The organism is Actinoplanes sp. HUAS TT8 (assembly GCF_051380535.1).
In the GTDB taxonomy this organism is placed as follows: domain Bacteria; phylum Actinomycetota; class Actinomycetes; order Mycobacteriales; family Micromonosporaceae; genus Actinoplanes.
In genome coordinates this window covers 3766151-3785369 of sequence record NZ_CP195646.1, presented here as the reverse complement: position 1 = coordinate 3785369, position 19219 = coordinate 3766151, and the positions used below count along the sequence as shown (strand labels likewise).

18 protein-coding genes are annotated in these 19219 nt (G+C 71.0%); 13 read left to right on the top strand and 5 right to left on the bottom strand.

Going from position 1 to position 19219, the window contains the following annotated elements; all coding sequences use genetic code 11:
• Nucleotides 1–140 precede the first annotated feature (140 nt).
• Entirely contained in the window at nt 141–1100 is a 960-nt protein-coding gene (locus ACSHV8_RS17235) for an alpha/beta hydrolase (RefSeq protein WP_436534232.1), read from the top strand.
• A 355-nt stretch (nt 1101–1455) separates the two neighbouring features.
• On the top strand, nt 1456–1674 hold the full coding sequence (locus tag ACSHV8_RS17230; protein ID WP_436534230.1) for a hypothetical protein: 219 nt from the start codon (nt 1456–1458) through the stop codon (nt 1672–1674).
• A 221-nt stretch (nt 1675–1895) separates the two neighbouring features.
• Here ACSHV8_RS17230 and ACSHV8_RS17225 read toward each other — a convergent pair whose 3' ends face one another.
• The gene (locus ACSHV8_RS17225) at nt 1896–2654 is read right to left on the bottom strand and encodes a hypothetical protein (protein WP_436534229.1); all 759 of its coding nucleotides are present in this window, start codon (nt 2652–2654) and stop codon (nt 1896–1898) included.
• A gap of 257 nt (nt 2655–2911) precedes the next feature.
• Between ACSHV8_RS17225 and ACSHV8_RS17220 the strand changes: the two genes are divergently transcribed.
• From ACSHV8_RS17220 to ACSHV8_RS17205, 4 genes are all read left to right on the top strand, one after another.
• A complete protein-coding gene (locus tag ACSHV8_RS17220) occupies nt 2912–3190 on the top strand; it encodes a hypothetical protein (RefSeq protein ID WP_436534227.1) in 279 nt (92 codons plus the stop codon).
• Between the two features lie 101 nt (nt 3191–3291).
• Nucleotides 3292–3537 (top strand): hypothetical protein, encoded by a 246-nt coding sequence (locus ACSHV8_RS17215; protein WP_436534225.1) that lies wholly within the window; start codon nt 3292–3294, stop codon nt 3535–3537.
• On the top strand, nt 3534–4748 hold the full coding sequence (locus ACSHV8_RS17210) for a helix-turn-helix transcriptional regulator (protein ID WP_436534223.1): 1215 nt from the start codon (nt 3534–3536) through the stop codon (nt 4746–4748). Before ACSHV8_RS17215 ends, ACSHV8_RS17210 begins: the two co-directional genes overlap by 4 nt.
• A 44-nt stretch (nt 4749–4792) precedes the next feature.
• On the top strand, nt 4793–7723 hold the full coding sequence (locus ACSHV8_RS17205; RefSeq protein ID WP_436534221.1) for a helix-turn-helix transcriptional regulator: 2931 nt from the start codon (nt 4793–4795) through the stop codon (nt 7721–7723).
• Nucleotides 7724–7736: 13 nt separating this feature from the next.
• Here ACSHV8_RS17205 and ACSHV8_RS17200 read toward each other — a convergent pair whose 3' ends face one another.
• Both ACSHV8_RS17200 and ACSHV8_RS17195 read right to left on the bottom strand, forming a co-directional pair.
• The gene (locus ACSHV8_RS17200) at nt 7737–8072 is read right to left on the bottom strand and encodes a hypothetical protein (RefSeq protein ID WP_436534220.1); all 336 of its coding nucleotides are present in this window, start codon (nt 8070–8072) and stop codon (nt 7737–7739) included.
• Between the two features lie 30 nt (nt 8073–8102).
• Nucleotides 8103–8735 (bottom strand): uridine kinase family protein, encoded by a 633-nt coding sequence (locus tag ACSHV8_RS17195; RefSeq protein WP_436534219.1) that lies wholly within the window; start codon nt 8733–8735, stop codon nt 8103–8105.
• Between the two features lie 134 nt (nt 8736–8869).
• On the opposite strand from ACSHV8_RS17195, the gene ACSHV8_RS17190 reads away from it, so the two are divergent.
• The 7 genes from ACSHV8_RS17190 to ACSHV8_RS17160 all read left to right on the top strand — a co-directional run bounded on the left by ACSHV8_RS17190 (nt 8870) and on the right by ACSHV8_RS17160 (nt 17829).
• Entirely contained in the window at nt 8870–9313 is a 444-nt protein-coding gene (locus ACSHV8_RS17190; RefSeq protein ID WP_436534217.1) for a hypothetical protein, read from the top strand.
• The gene (locus tag ACSHV8_RS17185; protein WP_436534215.1) at nt 9310–10251 is read left to right on the top strand and encodes a hypothetical protein; all 942 of its coding nucleotides are present in this window, start codon (nt 9310–9312) and stop codon (nt 10249–10251) included. The genes ACSHV8_RS17190 and ACSHV8_RS17185 overlap by 4 nt, the downstream gene beginning before the upstream one ends.
• Nucleotides 10248–11207: an AAA family ATPase gene (locus tag ACSHV8_RS17180; RefSeq protein ID WP_436534213.1), complete on the top strand. Its 960-nt coding sequence runs from the start codon at nt 10248–10250 to the stop codon at nt 11205–11207. Before ACSHV8_RS17185 ends, ACSHV8_RS17180 begins: the two co-directional genes overlap by 4 nt.
• On the top strand, nt 11204–12994 hold the full coding sequence (locus tag ACSHV8_RS17175) for a hypothetical protein (RefSeq protein ID WP_436534211.1): 1791 nt from the start codon (nt 11204–11206) through the stop codon (nt 12992–12994). Before ACSHV8_RS17180 ends, ACSHV8_RS17175 begins: the two co-directional genes overlap by 4 nt.
• On the top strand, nt 12991–14259 hold the full coding sequence (locus tag ACSHV8_RS17170; RefSeq protein WP_436534209.1) for a CHAT domain-containing protein: 1269 nt from the start codon (nt 12991–12993) through the stop codon (nt 14257–14259). The genes ACSHV8_RS17175 and ACSHV8_RS17170 overlap by 4 nt, the downstream gene beginning before the upstream one ends.
• The gene (locus tag ACSHV8_RS17165) at nt 14256–17162 is read left to right on the top strand and encodes a tetratricopeptide repeat protein (protein WP_436534208.1); all 2907 of its coding nucleotides are present in this window, start codon (nt 14256–14258) and stop codon (nt 17160–17162) included. The genes ACSHV8_RS17170 and ACSHV8_RS17165 overlap by 4 nt, the downstream gene beginning before the upstream one ends.
• A gap of 70 nt (nt 17163–17232) precedes the next feature.
• Nucleotides 17233–17829, top strand: coding sequence for a short chain dehydrogenase (locus ACSHV8_RS17160; RefSeq protein WP_436534207.1), 597 nt, complete (start codon nt 17233–17235; stop codon nt 17827–17829).
• Here the strand turns inward: ACSHV8_RS17160 and ACSHV8_RS17155 are convergent.
• On the bottom strand, nt 17788–18825 hold the full coding sequence (locus ACSHV8_RS17155; protein ID WP_436534205.1) for a threonine aldolase family protein: 1038 nt from the start codon (nt 18823–18825) through the stop codon (nt 17788–17790). The genes ACSHV8_RS17160 and ACSHV8_RS17155 overlap by 42 nt on opposite strands.
• A complete protein-coding gene (locus ACSHV8_RS17150; protein ID WP_436534203.1) occupies nt 18822–19214 on the bottom strand; it encodes a nuclear transport factor 2 family protein in 393 nt (130 codons plus the stop codon). The genes ACSHV8_RS17155 and ACSHV8_RS17150 overlap by 4 nt, the downstream gene beginning before the upstream one ends.
• Nucleotides 19215–19219: the final 5 nt, after the last annotated feature.

Genomic DNA, 19219 nt, shown 5'->3' with positions numbered 1-19219 from the left:
CGGGCTGCGGGGCGGGCGTCACCTCGTACCGTAATCGGATTTTTAGGGTTTTGTCTGGTTTGGCGAGAGGCCCTTGACAGCCGCGCATTGAGCCACGCTAATGGAAACACTGTTTCGGACAGTGTTACGGAGGCTGTTCAATGCGCCGTGTTCTCGCTGCTCTCGTCCTGACCGCCGCCACCCTCATCGCCGCGCCGACCCCTGCCCACGCCGCCGCCGCCGAGGTCGACGGATCGATCTCGGTGCCCTGCTACGTGTACACCTACACCCCCGACGCCGACTGGTACTTCCCGGCCACGAGCACCCCCAAGGCGCTCGTCTACCTGCAGCACGGCTTCTCCCGCTCCGGCGCCAACGTCGCCGACCTGGCCCGCAGATATCAGGCGGCCGGCTTCCTGGTCTTCGCGCCGACCCTGCCGTCGGCCGACATCTACGGCTGCACCGTCAACAACCTCGGCAACAACACGGTCTTCCTGAAGAGCGTGGCCGCGTGGATCGGGCAGGCCGGTGACTCCGGCGGGGCGCTCGCCACCAGCTACGCGGCGGCCGCCAGGACCGCCGGACGATCCGGCAGCAAGCTGCCGACCAGCTACATCCTCGCCGGGCATTCCGCCGGCGGGGAAGCGGTCACCTACATCGCCGACATCTTGCGTACGACATACCCGGGCGCCTTCGCCAACCTCAAGTACCTGCAGCTGCTCGACCCGGTGAAGTCGATCGTGGGCGACAACATGGCGACCGGGCTGCACGGCCTCGCCGGGACGTCACTGCCGATCCGGGCGATCTCGTCACCGCCGTACCTGGCCAACAGCAACGCCAGCGGGACCGCCGAGCTGACGTCCGATATTGATCGGGACTTCCTCGGGGTACGGCTGACCACCGGTTCCCACTGCGACGCGGAAGGGGCCAGCACGAACGTGCTGTGCACGCTGACCGCGGGAACGTCCAAGGCGCAGAACGTGGCGGCGCTGCAGACCCTGGCGGTGAACTGGGCGGTCGACGCGGCCGACGGGACGACGACCGGTAGTTACTACCCGGGCGGCACGTACTACCAGTCCCTGCTCGGCGGCGGGGTGATCCAGACCCTCAGCGGCAGCTGAGCCCGGCTTCCGGGCCTGTTCGTCGTATGCGCGGGCCCCTCCCCGACGGGCCCGCGCATACGCCGGGCGAGGCTTGGGGGCGTCCGCGCCTCGCCCGGCGCGCACCATCCTGACGAAGCCCTCTATCGAACCGCTCTCGACTCACTGTCACCCCGTGGATCTTCCCTAATGGGTGACTCAGAGTGACGAGGAATCGACGGAGCTGGGCGGCGGCCACCACCCTGGGTAGCGGTCGAATCCGTTCCGGGCCGACACCGTGTTCGGCGCGCGGAGCGGGGCGATACGGTTATGCACCATGACGACCTACTCCGGCCCGGCGAGGCTAACTCTCGTCGACGGCACACAGGTGTCCGGCATGGCCTCGCTCAGCACCAACCAGCGCGGGGGCATCAACGGCTGGGGCGGCACGTTTCGGCCGGACCAGACCAGCGCGGACATTCGCAACGCGAGTGACGGACTGTCCCTCGAACTGCCCTACGACCAGATCGGCGCGGTCGCCGTCACCGGCGTCCGCAAGCTGCTCGCCACCCAGATCCTGGTCTCGCTCGCCGGCAGCGGGCCCGCCCCGTTCTGACCGCCGCCGGCGGCCCCGCGGCGTGCCGACCGCTGCTGGCGGTCAGGCACTGTCGCGACCGCCGGCAGCGGCTCCGCGTCCGGCACTGTTCTGACCTACGGCCCTGATCCGCGGCTCTGGCCTACGGTTTTGGCCCGCGGCTCTGGCCTACTACGGTTTTGGCCCGCGGCTCTGGCCCACAGCTCTGATCCACGGCTCTGACCCATGGCGGGACCGGGCGTCTACCGCGCACGAACCCCGGCAGCGATAGTCGCGGCGGCCTCACGAGCCGTCGCGGCGCCCGGGACCGGCGCCTGAGCCGTGACGACGAACAGCCGATCACCCGGGAACGGCACCAGCCAATAGCCCTGCCACCAGGGCCGGCCCTCGTGCTCGTAGCCCAGCTCGACCACCGACGTACCGTTCTCGGACCGCCGGGCGAGCACCGTCTGATCCTCGGCGACCACCGCATCCGGGCCGGCCAGCCGATCCGCCCGCACCGGGCCCTGCGGAAAGATCGCCGAGTCGTCGGGCCCGAGCAGATAGAACGGCGTGTGATCGGCGGCGTCCTGCGGCGATTCCAGGCTGAACCCGTCCGGCCAGGGCACCACCGCCGGACTGATTTCGATCATCCAGTACGGATGATCCGGCCCGCCCCCGACATCAACCACGCCCCCACCGTCAGCCGTCCTCCCCGCCCCGACCGCCTCACCCGCCCCGACCGCCTCACCCGCCCCGACCGCCTCACCCGCCCCGACCGCCTCACCCGCCCCGACCGCTTCAGCCGGCCCGACCGCCTCACCCGCCGTAACCGGCTCGCCGGGTTTAGGTGTTTCGCCCGTCTTGACCGTGATGCCCGGCCGGACCACAAACCGCGCCGGCCCGTCCACGGTCACCCGAGTCACCTCGACGGCGTCCCCATCGCCGCGCCGGAATGCATACGGCCAATACGGCACCAGCGTCATCCCGTGCCCGACGAGCCGCGCGAACACATGCCCCATGCCGCGGCACTGTAGTTGACCATGACCCGCCCCGCCGCCCGCCCGCCCGCCGAAACAACCCGCACCCCCAGCCGAAAGCCCCCAGCTGGCGCTGAGCGCTGTCTCGGGAGCGTCGGAGGCACCGTGAGTGCCAGCTGGCGGGTCTCGGCTGGTGCTGAGTGCTGTGTCGGGGGCGTCGAGGCAGCCATGGGTGCCAGCTGGCGGGTCTTGGCTGGTGGTGAGGGCTGTCCGAGGTGGGTTCGGCGGATACTGGGCGGGTGACGCTCAGGACCGTGGTGGTGGCCTTGTCGCTGCTGGTTGCGCTCGGCTTTCTCCGGACGGCGATCCGGGACGCGCCCGACGAACTCCCACGACTGCGGAAACACTGGTGGATGCTGCTGCTGGTCGTGATCTGGGCCGGCGACGCCGCGTTCGGCGAGGACCGGCCGTTGTTCGAGCGCGCCGGCAAAGGCACCCTCGCCGTCCTCGTCACGACCGCCGCGGTGACTGTCTTCTGGCTGCGGCGACGTTCTAGGGAGGTCGCGCCGGCCGACTAGGGAGGTGTGCCGCCGGGGAGTAGGAAGACCTACCTAACGTACGGGCCGTCACGCGCCCGAAGCTCCTTGTCAGAAGCCGGGAACGGCGAGGGGAGCGAGTGATGTCCGCGACGATGCTGGCCGTGGCGCGTACCGATGCGCTGTTCGTCAGTCCGCTGCCGACGGGTTCTCGCCCGCAGCGGGAAGAGGTCGACGCCACCGTCCGCGCCGAGGTCCGCCGTCATCGGGGATCACGGGGGTGCGCGGCCGAGGTGGCGGCCTGGTACGGCGAGGCACCGGAATATGCCGTTCGCCGGATGACCTGGGCCCGCCGGGTGGTCGCGACCGCGTTCGGCGGTGGACGATGACCGCCCTCGCCGAACGTCCGACCGCGGAGATCCTGGAGCACCTGTCCACGATCGCCCGGGGTGCGACCGGTCACGCCGCGGCGGCGGCCGCCCTGGAACTGGCCGCGCAGGTCGTTCAGGACGGCCGCCGCCGGTTGCTGACCCTGGCCGCGGCCGACGCACAACTGGCCGGGGAACCGCACCGGGCGGCCGACCTGCTGCGGCGGGCCGCCGCGATCGGGGAGCCGTTGCGGGCGCCGCTGGTCGAGGACGAGGTGTCGGCGGCCCGGCGGGAGATGGCGCGGGGGCGTTACCGGGCGGCCGAGCGGGGGCTCGCGGTGATCGTGAGCCGCCTCTGGGAGACCGGGGCGATCCGGCGGCTGCCGAGCGTGCTGTCGATGCGGAGCTGGGCGCTGGCCCGGGCCGGAGATCTGGCCGGGGCGGACGCGGACGCCGAGCAGGCGCTCGTGCTGGCCCCGTTGACCGGGGACGATCAGGCCGTGGCGCGGGCCCGGCACACCCGGATGCTGCTGAACGTGTTGCGGGGGAGTGCGGTGGCCGACCTCGTACCCTCGCCGTCGGACCCGGTGGGAATCGGCCTGGAGCTTCTCGCAGGCCTGGCCCGGCAGCGGCCTGATGATCGTGAGAAGGCCGTGCCGGCCGCCGAGTTCCTCCCGGACCTGCTGGAGTGCCGTCTGATCAGGAATCGCGCGCTGAGCCCGGGGGATCTGAACACGCTGCACGGGATGAGCCGGTCGGCGGCGGCGCCGATCGCCGCCAACGCGTGGCGGGTTCTCGGCCTGACCGGCGCGGCCGACGGTTTCACGCAGGCCACGCGCCTGCACACGGCAATGGATCTGCCGTTCGACAACGCGCGCGTGCACCTGTCGTACGGGGAAAGGCTTCGCCGCGACGGTGACCGGCGGGCGGCGCGCAACCAGCTGCGGATCGCCCGTGACGCGTTCCGCGATCTCGACGCCACGCCGTGGCTGCAGCGGGCCGAGCGTGAGCTGAACGGGACCGCGGAGACCCTGAGTCGTTCCGGGCTGACCCCGGCCGAGTACGAGGTGGCCCGCGTCGTGGCCACCGGAATCTCCACCCGCGAGGCCGCCACGCAGCTGTTTCTCAGCCCCAAGACGGTCGAGTTCCACCTGTCCAAGGTCTTCCGCAAGCTCGGCGTGACCAACCGGGCGCAACTGGCCCGGATCTTCCCGGCGACCGTCGCCGCATAGAACGAGTCCTATCTTGAGCGCCCGAACCGGGATAGAAAGGAGGCATGCCGTCGTGGAAGGGCTTCGTGGGCCGTGCGCCCGAGCTGGCGGCCCTGGCCGCGGCGCTCGGCGACGCGACCCGCGGCGACCCCCGAACCGTCCTGATCGCCGGCGAGGCCGGTGTCGGCAAGACACGCCTCCTGGAGGAGTTCGAAGAGCGCTGCGCCGGGCGTGACCTGCTGCTCGCGCGCGGGGCGTGCGTGTCGGTGGGTGCGGGCGAGCTGCCGTACAGTCCGTGGCTCTCGGCGATGCACGCGGTCGAGGGCGAGGTCGGGGCCGCCGCGCTCGTCGAGGGCGCCCGCGGGGAGCAGGCCGCGCTGTCCGCGCTGATCCCGGCACTGTCCGATTCCGGTCGGTCGTCCGAGGGCGGGCAGCTGGCCCGGGCGCATCTGTTCTCGCTCTTCGTCGACCTGCTCGGCCGGCTCGCCGCGAAACGGCCCCTGGTCCTGCTCCTGGAGGACCTGCACTGGGCCGACACGTCCTCGCTGGATCTGCTGCTGTTCCTGAGCCGCAACCTGCGTCGCGCGCCGATCCTGATCGCCGGGACGTTGCGCACCGACGAGCTCAACGAGGACTCCCGCCACCGGGTGGTGTTCGGCGAGCTGATCCGGGGGCGGACCACGACGTACCTCGAACTGGGTCGTTTTGATCGGACCGATCTCGGCGCGCTCCTCGGTGGCGGTCTCGCTCCGGACGTGGTCACCAAGGTGCACGAGCGCTCCGGCGGCAACGCGTTCCTGGCCCAGGAGATCCTCGCCGCCGAGCAGCGCAATCCTGGCGGGCCGGTCCCCGATCACCTGCGTGACCTGCTGATGATGCGGGTCGACGGCCTGTCCGAGGAGGGTCAGCAGGTCGTGGGCGTGGTCGCGGCGGCCGGGCGACCGGTCTCGGGGGCGCTGCTGGAGGCCGCGAGCGGCCTGGCCGGGCCGGCCCTGCGACTGGGGTTGCGCGATGCGGTGACCAGGCAGGTTCTGGTGCGTACGACCGAGGAGAGTTACCAACTGCGGCACTCCCTGACCGCGGAGACGTTCTACCAGGACCTGCTCCCGGGCGAACGGGCCGGACTGCACCGGGCCGTCGCCGCCGCCCTGACCACCTCGGCCGGCCCCGACGCGTCCCCGATCGTCCAGGCCGAACTGGCCCACCACTGGTTTCACGGGCGCAAGGACGACGACGCGCTCTTCTGGACGTTGCGGGCGGCCCGATCGGCGGCCACCGTGCACGCGTACGCGGAGGCCCGGCGTCAGTACGGGCGGGTGCTCGACCTGTGGCGTCGGGTGCCGGACGCCGCCGAGATCTGCGAGTGCACGTACCCGAGGCTGCTCGACGAGGCCTCCGGGGTGCTCGACTACGCCGGGGACCCGCAGCGGGCCGTCGAACTGACCGGCGAGGCCATCCAGGTGGTCGGCGCCGGCGGGGATCCGCGGGAACTGGCCGCGCTCCACGAGCATCTCGCGCGCCTGCGCTGGCGGGCCAACGACACACCCGGGGCGCTCGCGTCGGCGCGGCAGGCCATCGCGGTGCTCGGCGGCCTGACCGATCCGGCGCTGCAGGCGCGGGCCGGCGAGGTGTACGCGCGGGTGCTCATGCTCAGCGGGCACTACCGGCAGGCGCAGCGCGAGGCGGCGGCCGCCCTGGCCGTGGCATCGTCACCCGTCGAACGTGGATATCTGCTGGTCACGCTCGGGACGCTGCGGTTCATCCTGGGGGAGCGGGAGGCCGGGGTCGAACAACTACGGGACGGGCTGGCGCTGGCCGAGAGCACGGACAGCAAGGAGAACATTCTCCGGGCGTACACGAATCTGACCTACTGCCTGCAGATGCTCAACCAGCTGGAGGAAGGGCTGGCGCTGGCCCGGCGCGGGTGCGATCTGGCCGCCGGGTTCGGGCTGCGGATGACGACCGGGATGGTGCTCGTCGGGAACGCCGCCGACATCCTGCTCGACCTGGGCCGGTGGGACGAGATCGAGCGGCTCATCGGTGAGGTTCTGCCTGACGAAGCCGCCGATGATCTTCCACTTTATCTGCAATATGTACGGGCGGAGGTGTGTGTCGCCCGGGACGAGCGGGAAGCCGCGCGGGACATCCTGGACCTGGTGATGAGCCGGTCGGCCGGGAAGACCGATCAGGACTTCGTGGGGCACACGTACACGGCGCTGGCGGCGCTGGAGATCGCGGACGGGAACTGGCGGGCCGCCCGCCGGGCCGTGGACGAGGGACTCGACAAGCTCGGGGACGGGGAAGGGGCGTTCCCGGCGCTGCGGCTGGCGGTGTGCGGGCTGCAGGCGGCCGGGGAGGCGTTCGCCCGTCACGCCGCCCCGGAACGATGGTTGAGCTGGGCCGATTCGCTGTCGGTGCAGGTGTCGTCGTCGATGGAGGAACTGCGGCGGGCCGGGGGTGGGGTAGCACTGCCGGTGGCTGAGGCGTTGAGCCAGGTGGCGGGGGCGGAACTGCTCCGGGTTCGGGGGGAGCCGCAAGAAGCGGCGTGGACCGCGGTGGCGGAGACCTGGGCGGCGATGGGACACCCCTACCCGGAGGCGCAAGCACGGTTGCGTTTGGCTGATTGCCTGCTCAGGCGGGGGGCTACGGCGGCGCTGCATCGGGAGATCACGGTGGCGTTCGGGGTGGCGACCGCGCTGGGGGCCCGGCGGTTGATCGACGAGTTGTCGCAGTTGGCCGGGCTGGCCGGGGTTACGTTGCAGCCGGTCTCCGCGCCGGCGGACCCGCCGCCTTCGCCCCCGGGGTGGGGGTTGACTCGGCGGGAGGCTCAGGTTCTGGATTTGATCGCGTTGGGCTACACGAACGCTCGGATCGCCCGCAGTCTCGATATCTCCGAGAAAACGGTCAGCGTGCACGTCTCGAACGTGCTCGCCAAGCTGGGTGCCGCCAACCGCTGGGAAGCCGCCTTGATCCACCGTGGCACCCCGTCCCAGTAGCGACCGGGAAGGGTCAGGCGGTGGCGCGGCGCCGGGTGGTGATAGCGGCGGCGATCACCGGGAGCATGCAGATGGTCTGGGCGATCGTGTACCAGATCGGACACACCCCGGGGATCAGATCCACGCCGATGATCGCGACCGGCATGATCAGCGTCAGGGTGCGGACCCGGTCGAGGCGCCCGCGGACGGTCATCACGTAGAGCAGGACGGCCACGGCCGGGAGCAGGAAACCGCGTACCCACATGAAGGTGTTGACCGTGTGGCCGGTGCTCGCCATGGCGATGACACCGCCGAGGGCGAAGATGCTGAGAGCGGCGAATTCCTTGAAGTACTGCTTGGCCTTGTTCATGGGAATGACGCTACGGAGCGTGCCCGCTGATCAATATCCGTCTGGGCGCCCGGCGGGGTGGGGCTGGGCCCACCCTCGTACGAGAAGATCGGCTCGGGATTCTGGCCGGGTGGTCCGCAGGTAGTGGTCCTCGGCGGCGCGCCACCGCAGGATCCACTCCTCAGGGTTCTCGCCGCGGGCGCGACACCGGTCCAGGCACACCTCACGCGGCGTGTCGACGTAGGTGACGTGGTCGTAGTAGCCCGCCAGCTCGGGCCGGGCCGTGTAGACACCCTCCACGATGACCGTCCGCCCCGGACCGATCTCGTGCCATTCCGCGAGCTCGCCGGTCGGCCAGTCGAACCGCTGGTAGCGCGCGGTCCCGCCGGCGCGCAGCGGGGCCAGGACCTGGTCGCGGAGGCGTTCCCAGTCGAAGTAGCGCCGATAGCCCTGCTCGGCGTCGAGCCGCGCCCGCTCGTCGTCGGGCATGACACGGTAGAAGTCGTCGCCGTGCACGATCACCGCGCCGTCGAGCAGTGCGGCCGCCGTGCCGGCCAGCGACGTCTTGCCCGACCCGCCCGCGCCGTCGATGGAGATCAACACCGATTTTCCCGTACGGGCAAAGCCCCGCACCGCGTCCACAAGCACCCGCGCCCCCTGATGAATGTCCTGGTGAACCGTCATATGACCTCCTCGGGCGGCGGTGTGGCCGAAGTTAGCCTACGGCCGCCCGGGAGCGACGGGTCTGTGGCGCCGGTGAGCCGGACGATATGTTCTAACCTGTCGCGCAGTCCGTGCACTTCGGAGGTGGTCGGTCGGTGGATCCCGACGTGCTCACGCGGCTTCGTCGGCGGTACCGTCCGCTGCTCGACCCGCCCGCGGAGTCCGAGGTGGAGACGCCCTCGGACAGCTTCGTCCTGGGTGAGCCGCCACCGGATCTGCCCGAGCTCCGGGAGGATCTCCGGCGGGAGTTCGAGACCAGGCCGGCCGCCCTGAGGATCAGCGTCCGGCTCGGCGACGCGGTCGTGGGCGTGGCCGGCCGGGAGAAGGTGTTCCGGCCGGTCGGTCACGCCCAGGGCGAGTCGGCCGCCCCGGGAAGTCTCGGCGACAGCGGTGGTGCGACGTTGCCGGGGGTGCCGGCCGAGTTCCGCACGTTCCCGGTCCGCTGCCGCCAGTGCGGTGCGGACTTCGTGCGCCTGCACCACGGCGCGCCCGCCCTCGACACCTGTGCCGAGCATCCACAACCGGCGGCGACACGGTGAACCTGGCCGACGCGGTGAAGCTCCCGCCCGGGCTGGAGGGTCGCTTCTCGATCGTCAACTTCCTGCCCACGGCGGCCGGGGTGGTCGGTGTCCTGGTGCTGGCCTGGGCGCGGATCGGTGATCGGCTGAGCTTCAAACAGGCGTGGAAGACGGCCCAGGGGCTGACGGCGAGCCAGATCATCCTGCTGATCGCCGCGGTGCTGTTCATCGCCGTGGTGCTGCAGCCGTTCCAGCTCGCCCTGGTCCGGGTGCTGGAGGGGATCTGGCCGCGCTGGCTGGGCCCGGTGGAGCGGGCGCTCTCCGCGTGGCACCGGCGGCGACGGTGCACGCTGGAACGCGAGACGGTGATTCCGCTCGCCGAGGCCGGCGACGAGCAGCGGGTGCGGACGGCCGGGATCGCCGATCTGGAGCTGCGCACCCGCTACTCGCTGGCCTCGAACGGTATCCGGCCGACCCGCCTCGGCAACTGCCTGGCCGCCATGGAGTACCGCAGCGGGCGGGACTACGGGATCGACGCGGTCGTGGCCTGGCCGCGGTTGTACCCGTTGCTCGGCCCGGCCACGAAAGCCCTGGTGGACGACCGCCGCAACAGCGTCGACATCTCTGCCCGGCTCGCGGTCACGATGTTCGTCGCCGGGCTGGTCGCGCTGGTTCCGTTGTGGGGGACCGGCGCCTGGATGCTGCTGGCGGTGGCGTTCCTCGGGGTGTCCCGGCTGGCCTACCTGGCCTGCGTGCAGGCGGCGGCCGGCTACGGCGAGACCGTCCAGGCCGCGTTCGACCTGCACCGCTTCGCCCTCCTGGAGGCGAGCCGGCTGCCGCTTCCCCGGGACCGCGCGGAGGAACTGATCATCAACCGTCACCTGAGCGACCTGTGGCGACAGGGTGCCCCGCTCCCCGCCGACCTGCGCTATGCCCACCCGGAGGAGAAGCGGCCATGACCGAGGAGCCGAGGCAGCGCATCCGCGTCCTGCCGTACTCGAAGGTGATCGGGAACGACGATCTCAAGGCCGCGCTGGAGATCTCCTACGTCGCCGAGCTCGGGGTGCTGGCTACCGGGCAGCGGGGGACGGCCAAGTCCACCACCGTGCGGGCGTTCTGCCAGATGATGTACGACGACCTCCCCGTCACCCTGCCGATCGGCGTGACCGACGATCGGGTGCTGGGTGGCTGGCGGATCGAGGATCTGCTCGCCGACAAACCGTCGGCCGAGTGGGACGACGGTCTTCTCGTCAAGGCCAGCCGGAACCGGCTGCTCTACGTCGACGAGGTGAACCTCCTCGACGATCACACCGTCAATGTCGTGCTGGACGCCGCCGGGACCGGCATCCTCACCGTCCACCGGGACAACGCCGACCGGCCGCCGGCCCGGGTGGACTTCGCCATCATCGGGTCGATGAACCCCAGCGAGGGTCCCCTCCGCCCGCAGCTGCTCGACCGGTTCGGGCTTGTCGTCACCCTCGACGGGGAGACCACGGAACAGGAACGCATCGACATCCTGAGAAGCGTTCTCGAGTACGACCGCGTCCGCGCGGATGCCGATGCTCCCTTCATGAAGGAGGCCGCGCGGGACGACGCCGCGACCCGGCAACGCCTGGTTACGGCCAAGGATCTCTACCGGACGATCCCGTATCCGGAGGACGTCATCGCCGCCTGCGCCCGGATCTCCGAGAGCTTCGGGGGCATCGGCCGCCGGGGCGAGATTGCCATGGCCCGGGCGGCCAAGGCGCAGGCGGCCCTGGAGCGCGCTGACGCGGTCCGCGTGACCCACCTGGCCCAGGTCGCGAGGTTCGCGCTGATCCACCGCCGGCCCGGGCCGGACACCGGGGTGCTGCGACCGTGGGGAACCGACGACGAGGCCCGGCTGGCCGACCTGCTCGGTGCCGGCCGGCCATGACCGAGCGAGGTCCCGCCGACGTCGGGCTGCTCGCTCTCCTGAGCTGCCTGGTGGTCGAGCCCCGCCTCGGCGGCGTGCTGTTCCTGGACGCCGATCCGGCCGCCGTACTGTCCGTCGCCGAGGTCCTGCGCGACGCCCTGGCCGAGTCGCGGGGGCGTCCCCACCGGACGCTGGTGCTGGGCGCCTCGGTCGACGACGACGCGCTCTGGTCCGGGTGGGGACTGGTCAAGCGGGAATCGGGCACCACCGTCGCACCGCGGCCGGGCGCCCTGGTGGAGACCGTCGACGGCGCGACTCCGGTCGTGGTCGTACCGGACCTGGCGGCGGCCGGCTTGGCCGTGCGCACGGCCGCCGTGGTGGCGGCCGGCGCCGACGTCGTTCACGTCGAACACAACGGTCAGGGCGTGCGGTGGGCGCCCGAGGCCTGCTGGCTCGCCGCCGGCCGTCGCACCGACCTGCTCAGCGTCTCGCCGCACCTGCTCGACCGGTTCCCGATCCGCTGGTCCCGGCCGCTGCCCCGGGAGCGTCCGGACGGGCTCGCGCGGGCGCTGCGCGCGGCGCTCCGGACCGTCGGCGCCGTGCCGGGCTTCGCGGCCGACGCCCTCGGACTGCTCGCACGGGCGGCGTCCGATGCACCGCACGGGCGGGAACAGTCCCACGGGCCGGTCGGCCTGCGTCGTACCCTGGCCGCGGGCCGGGTCGCCCGAGCGCTCAGCCGCCTGGGCGGGGCGACCGAGGTCGGCGTCCCCGAGGTCGAGCGGGCGCTGCAACTGCTGGGTCTCCGGGCCGGTGGTGGACCCGCACCCGAACCCGAGGAGCCGCGGGATGCCGCCGCACCGCGCTCCGAGCAACCACCGATCGTCACCGCCGCGGGACCCGCGGCGGCCGAGCCGCAGGCGGTCCGGGCGCGCGTCTCGCCGCCGGTGGCGACCGCCTCCGAGCGGGCCACGCTGGTGGATGCGCGTTACCCCGAGGACGATCCGCGGGCGTTGCCGCAGCCGCAGTCGTTGCGCTACCTCGATCCGCCCCGGGAATCGGATCGCCGCGCGGCCAGCGCCAAGGTCAGCGGGTACACCGCCGCGACGGATCTCCGTGATCTGGCCATCGTCCCCACCCTGCTACGGGCCACCCTGCGCCGGTTGGTGCCGTTGAGCGACGGCCGGCCCCGCCCGCTGCGGATCCTCCCCGACGACCTGCGGCGGGCCCGCCGGGGTACCCGCCCGGACGCGGCGCTCGTCCTCGTCCTGGACCACACCGTCCGCGGCGGCGCCGAGTGGAACGCCGCGCTGGCCGAACACCTGCAATGGGCGTACAAGGGCCGGGCGGTGGTCACGCTCATCGAGTTCGGTCATGCCGGCATGCAGGACGAACTGCGCCCCGAGCGGTTCCGGTGCGTCACCGTGGTCGATCCTCAGGTAGAGGCCGCCCTCGGCCGTACACCGGGCAGCGCCACCCCGCTCGCCGCGGCCATCGACCTCGCCGCGGACGAACTGTGGCGGTTGCATCTGCGGACGTACCCGCCGTTCCGCCGGATCCGCCTGGTCGTCGCCACCGACGGTCGCGGCAACGTGCCCTTCGCAGGGATCACCCCGGGCCGGATCATCCGGCGCGAGGGGATCGAGGACGCCCTGGAACTGGCCCGCGGCAGCCGGGTGTTCCGCAGCATCCAGACCATCGTGCTCGCGCCGAGGCTGGACCAGCACGCCGAACTGCCGCACGAACTGGCCGCGGCGCTCGGCGGACGGGTGACGACCGTCGCGGCGAGGAAACCGGAAGGCCGGTCGTGACCGGGTCGGCGGCCGGCTACCGGCAGCTCGGCCACCTGATCGCGGGAGCCCCGGTGGCATCCACCCCGGCCGAGGAGCCGATCGTGCCGAGTGCCCGGCCGGACCCGCAGGGCGCGGCCGTCTCGGAGGCCCGGACCCTGGGCGAGCAGGACGTCGACCTGGCCGGCTCGCTCCCGCCGCACTGCGCTCTGCTGATCGTCGAGTCCGCCGACCACGCCGCACCGGTCCGCCATTTCCGGCTCAAGTTCATTCTCGGCGGCCAGACCCGGGAGTCCACCGATCGGGGCGTTCAGGAGCAGGAGGTGCCGGACTTCAGCCTGGTCCGCATCGTCGAGCGGCAGGCCTGGCAGGACGACTTCTACGCGCTCCGGGCCTGGTGGGCCGACCTGCACGAACTCGAGGACTGGCTGGCCGATCTGCTCGCCCACGACGATTCCGGCCGCGCGGACCCGTCCACCCGGCTGGTCGTCTGGGACAGCACCGATCACCAGATTCCGTGGGAGCTGTGCTACGCGCACCAGCCCCGCGACGGCGGCCGCCGGGGCTGGCTCGGCGAGCTCATCGAGGTCGTCCGCTGGACCACCGTTCACGCGCCGGGCCGCCGGAATCACTACACCGGGGTGCAGCGGACCACCAGCGGGCGAGTCCTGCTCCTGGAGACCGACCAGATCACCGAGGACGAGGCCGACATCGCCGTGGCGCCGCTGGTCGACGACCGGGGCGTACGGCCCGAGCGGACCCTCACCGGGCTGGTCGGCCAACTCGGTCCGGGCCACCCGGACGCGGCCCTGGTTCTCATCAACTGCCACGGCGTCGACGCGACCGATGCCCAGAGTTTCTCGCTGGCCGAGCTGTCCATGAACAAACTGGACGCCTACGACATGCCGGCGCTGGCCTCGCCCGGAGCGGTTGTGCTGCTCAACGCCTGCAACACCGCCAAACTGGTGCCGGTGAGTCCCGCCTCCTACCACGCCACCAAGAGCTTCGCCGAGCTGTTCCTGCGCAAGGGCGCGGTGAGTGTCATCGCGACCCTGGGGCGGATCAGCCTGCTCCACACGTACACGTTCACCGAGAAGCTGCTGTACGACGAGGAACGCCGCATCGCCGCGCTGCTCCTCGACCACCGGCGCCGCTACGCGAACCTGGTCGCCGTGCCGGGTGCCGGGACCAGACCGGCCGACTTCGAGAACTTCTTCTACGGCTTCATGTACGTGTGCTTCGGACACCCCGACACGATCCTCGACCTGACCGGGGAGGCGACATGACCGAGGTGAGCCTGACCCCCGTGGTCAGCTGGCCCCGGGAGGCCCGCAGCGGCGGGTCGTACCTGATCAGCGTCGACGTTCAACTCGCCGACCCGGGCCGCTGGCCGTACGAGCGGGAGGAGTACGTCGTCGGATGCGTCCTGGAGGGTGGCGCCACGTTCGACGTCACCGCGCTGGGCAGCACCAGTCTCGTTCTCCACCGGTTCGGCGGAACCTATGGACCGGTCCGCTACCTGGCCGTCGCCGGGGAACTGCCCGAGACCCCCTCGCCCGGGTCGAACGCGGTCGACCTACGCCTGACTCTCCTCAGCGAGGGCGGCCTGCCCTTCCGCACCCTGCACCTCCCGGTCACGCCGAGCGCCGACGACACCGAGGCCGCACCACCGCACGAGGAATTGTTCAAGCCCCCACCCGCCCGGCCGACCCGGCCCGAGGAGCCGCAGCCGCGGGAGTGGGACTTCTTCGTCTCCTACACGCAGGCCGATCGAGCCTGGGCCGAGTGGATCGCGTGGGAACTCGAAGAGGCCGGGAGCCGGGTCCTGATCCAGGCCTGGGATTTCGCCCCTGGAGCCCAGTGGGTCCAGGAGATATCGAACGGTGTGGCCCGGGCCGAACGGTTGATCGCGGTGCTGTCCGATGCCTCTCTTTCCTCGACGTACGGGGCGGCGGAGTGGCAGGCAGCCTTTGCCGCGGACCCGGTCGGTGCCGACCGCAAACTGCTCACAGTACGGGTGGAGGACTGCGCCCGGCCGGGATTGCTCTCCGCGGTCGCCGGCATCGATCTGTTCGGTGTGTCCGAGGCAACGGCGAGGTCGCGGCTACGGACGATGGTCGAGCAGGCCGTGCTCGCGCGAGCCAAACCGAGCGTGCCCCCGGCCTTTCCGGACGCCGGGCGGGCGATGCCGCGGGACACCCGATTCCCCGGGGCACTGCCGGACGTGTGGAACGTCCCGGCCCGCAACCCCAACTTCGTCGGGCGGGAGTCGGATCTCGCCGCTCTCGCCGGGGCGATGGCCGCCGAGGCGAGGACGACCGTGACCACGGTCCGGGGGATGGGTGGCGTCGGGAAGACCCAACTCGCCATTGAGTACGCCCATCGGCGCGCCACCCGATATGACCTGGTGTGGTGGATCAACGCGGACGATCCCGCGTGGATCCCGGACCAATTCGCGACGTTGGCGTTGCGGTTGGGACTCGCGCCGGACAACGCTGAAGCGGTCCGCGACGAGGTTCACCGAGCCTTGCGTCAGGTGCCGGGCTGGTTGCTCGTCTTCGACGACGTCGATTCGGCGGAGTCGATCCAGGAGTGGGTGCCGACGATTCCGATGCCGCCCGGGGTGCCGGGCCACGTGCTGGTCACCACCCGCCGTTCCGGGTTCGGGATGTTGGGACACGTGCACGACCTGGATGTGGTCGATCGGCCGGAAGCGGTCCAGCTGATCCGGTCCAGGGCACCACACATCGACGAGGGCACGGCCGGTCGGATCGCGGACGAGGTGGGCCGGCTGCCGATCGCACTGGAGCAGGCCGCGGCCTACATCAACCGAACACTGATACCACCTGAGGAGTATCTGACCCTGCTCGCGACCCACGCTCAGGCGCTGTTGAGCAGCGGCCGGACCGCCACACTGTGGGAGTTGAGCTTCGCGCGTGTCCAAGCCGTGGACCCGGCGGCCCTGCAACTGCTGGAGATCTGCGCCTACCTGGCCTCGGCACCGATTCCGCTGGACCTTTTCACCGCCCATCCCGACTGCCTGGCAGAACCGTTGAACTCCAAGGTGACCGACCCTCTGGACTTCAACGATCTCCTCGCGTTGGTGATCGACCATTCGCTGGCCAGCCGCACACCGGACGGCCTTCTCCTGCATCGACTGGTCCAGAGTGCGCTCCGCTGGCGCTCCGGTGAGGTGCCTCCGGCGGTCATGGCACTTCTACGGGCGGATATGTCAGGTCTGAGCGCTGACATGCCGGCGAACTGGCCGCGGTTCGCGGTGTTGTTGCCCCACGTGCTGGAGGTCAACGCGGGCATCGGCGATTCCGAGCTTGTCTCTTCCGGCGACCCGGAGTCAGGTCGCCCAGCTGCCGATTTCTCCTGGATTCTGGACCGGACGGCCGGCTATCTCCGATCGCAGGGGCGCTTCCGGGAGGCTCTATCGTTGGCCGAACGCGCCCTGACCCTGATCGAGACGGTGTCCGGTCCTGACGATCCCGCGGTCGGAAGCCGGCTGAACACCCTGTCGTCGATCCTCGTCGACCTGGGGGAGTTCGATCGGGCACGGACCATGGCGGAGCGTGCCCTGGCGATCGTCGAGGCAGTGCTCGGACCGGAGCATCCCCAGGTCTCGGTGGGCTTGAGTAATGTGGCGATCGTTCTGCGAGAGCTCGGGGACATCGATTCGGCGCGTGCGCTGGCGGAACGTTCTCTGGAGATTGTCGAGGCGGCGTTCGGCCCGGATCATCCCGAAGTGGCCATCCAACTGGGCAGTCTGGCCCTGCTCCTGAGCGAGTCGGGTGAATTCGAGCGTGCGGTGCCGTTGGCCGAGCGTTCCCTGGCGATCGAGGAAGCAGCATTCGGAACCCTTCACCCTCGGACCGCCTTGGCCTTGAACAGCCTGTCGAGGATTCTGCGGGAGTCCGGTGAGCCCGGACGTGCACTGCCGCTGGCCGAACGTGAACTGGCGGTCGAGGAGGAGCTGTTCGGGCCGGCTCACCCCAGAGTCGCGGTGGCGCTGGGCAACCTGGCCCTGACCCTGCGAGAGCTGGGTGAGCCGGAGCGCGCGCTGCCGCTGGCCGAGCGCGCGGTGACCATCGACGAGGCGGTGTTCGGCCCTGATCATCCTGAGGCCGCTCCGGCCAAGAACATTCTGGCGATGATCCGTCGAGACCTGGTCGATCCGGATTGATAACCGGAGCGTATGGATCATGCGGGGACGGCATTTCTCGGCGTCCCGGGGTGGGCCTAGCGTGACCGGTATGAAGATTCTGCTCATCGGGGCCACCGGCGCGCTCGGCTCGGCCCTGGACAAGGAGCTGTCCGGGCGCGGCCACGACGTCCTCGCCGTCGCCCGGAACAGCGGGGACCTGCGGTTCGACGTCACCGACCCGGCCCAGGTCGGCGCCATGTACGAGCGGGCCGGCCGCATCGACGCGGTGGTCGGCGCGGCCGGCCACGTGCCGTACAAGCTGGTGACCGAGATGACCAGCGAGGACTATCTGGCCGGCTTCCGGGGCAAGGTGCTCAGCCAGATCGAGCTGGTCCGGCAGGGGATTCCGTACGTGGCCGAGCGCGGCTCGTTCACGTTGATCACCGGGGTGCTGGGCCGGGAGCCGATCCTGACCGGGAGCGCGGCGTCGATGGCGAACGGGGCGGTGGAGGCGTTCGTGCGGGCGGCGGCCATCGAGATCGCGCCGCAGCGGATCAACGCGGTGAGCCCGACCGTGTTCACCGAGAGTCTCACCACGTACGCGACATTCTTTCCCGGAATGGAGTCGGTGGATCTGGCCCGGGTGGCTCAGGCCTATGTCCGGTCAGTCGAGGGTGCGCAAACCGGTCAGGTCTACCAGCTGTGACGTGGCTTTGGCGAGGGCGTCGACGTCCTCGGGGGTGGTGTCGAACGACGTCATCCAGCGGGCCTCCCCGGTCGGCCAGTCGTAGAAGCTGAACTGCTCGTGCAGGCCGGCCAGCACGGGCGCGGGCAGGCGGACGAAGACGGCGTTGGCCTGGACCGGGTGGCCGATCTCGGCGCCGGGCAGGTCGCGGATCTGCTCGGCCAGCCGGGTGGCCATCGTGTTGGCGTGGGTGGCGCTGCGCAGCCACAGGTCGCCGTCGAGCAGGGCCAGGAACTGGGCCGAGACGAACCGCATCTTGGAGACCAGCTGCATCGACGACTTGCGCAGGTAGTCCATGCCGTTGTTGAGCCGCGGGTTGAGCACGACCACGGCCTCGCCGAGGATCATGCCGTTCTTGGTGCCGCCGAACGACAGGATGTCGACCCCGGCGTCGGTGGTGAACGCCCGGAACGGCTCGCCCAGATGCGCCGCCGCGTTGGCCAGCCGGGCGCCGTCCAGGTGCAGCAGCATGCCCCGCTCGTGGGCGAAGCCGGCGATCGCCCGGATCTCGTCCGGCGTGTAGACGGTGCCGAGCTCGGTGGACTGGGTCAGGGACACGACCTGCGGGCGGGCCCGGTGCTCGTCGTCGAAACCCCAGGCTTCACGACGTACGTCATCGATGGTCAATTTGCCGTGGGAAGCGCCGACGGGCAGCAGCTTCAGCCCGGCGATCTTCTCCGGCGCACCGCACTCGTCCACGTTGATGTGCGCGCCGTCGGCGCAGATCACCGCGCCCCAGCGATCGCAGGCGGCCTGCAACGCCACCACGTTCGCCCCGGTCCCGTTGAGCACCGGGTAGGTGCGGGCGTCGTCGCCGAAGTGCGCCCGGAAGACGTCCTGCAGCCGCTCGGTGTACGAGTCGCGACCGTAACTGATCTCGTGCCCGACGTTGGCCGCGACCAGGGCGGCCAGGATCTCCGGGTGCGCGCCGGAGTAGTTGTCGCTGGCGAACGTCACCCGATCCCGGCCTCACGCTGGATCTGCGGGAACTCGGCGTTCATGGCCTCGGCCAGGGCCTGGGCGGCCGAGAGCGGGCGGACCATCACCATGAACGAGTCGATCAGGCCGTTCTCGTCCAGGTGGATGAAGTCGCAGCCGGTGATCGCCTTACCGGCCACCTTCGCCTCGAAGACCAGCGCGTGGTCCCGGTCGTCGTGGCCGGCCAGTTCGCTGACGTAGCGGAAGTCCTCGAAGACCCGCAGGACGCCGCGCAGGATCGCCGCGGTGACGGGCTTGCCCGGGTACGGCTTGAACGCGACCGGGCTGGTGAACACCACGTTCTCGGCGAGCAGGGCCTCGATCGCGGCGGTGTCGCGGGCCTCGACGGCCGCACGGAACGCTTTCATGTCTC